Raw genomic sequence first — 542 nt, forward strand, 5'->3', positions numbered from 1 at the left:
GATCTGTTCCATGAAGAACTCGATCAGTTCTGGCACGTCTTCCCGCTGTTCGGCAAGATCTGTTCCATGAAGAACTCGATCAGTTCTGGCACGTCTTCCCGATGTTCGGCAAGCGATGGGACGCGGATCGGAACGACTCCGAGCCGATGGAACAGGTCCTCACGGAACCGTCCCGCCGAAATTTCCGCCGGTAGATCGCGGCTCGACGACGAGATGATCCGGACATCGACGTGCACGCGCGTGGTGCCGCCGACTCGCTGAAAGTTCTGGTCGACGAGTACGCGCAGGATTCGGTTCTGCGTCTCGCGGGGCATGTCCGCGATTTCATCGATGTAGAGCGTGCCGCCGTGCGCTTCTTCGAGAGCCCCGACCCGGCGTGCCCGCCCCTCGCCTCCTTCGACACCGAAGAGTTCAGGTTCCATGTTGTCGGGTGTGATCGTCGCCGCCGACAGCACGATGAAGGCGCCGCTCGCCCGGTTGGAGAGCGAGTGAATCGTCCGCGCCGCCATTTCCTTCCCCGACCCGGGCGCTCCGGTCACCAG

The 542-nt window shown here is 62.7% G+C and carries 1 pseudogene; it reads right to left on the reverse strand.

The features are described from left to right. Window positions 1–41: 41 nt before the first annotated feature. Window positions 42–542 (reverse strand): annotated as a pseudogene (locus tag AC1DT3_RS23810) (sigma-54-dependent transcriptional regulator); the annotation flags it as partial.

Source organism: Microvirga sp. P4_G7 (assembly GCF_056401005.1).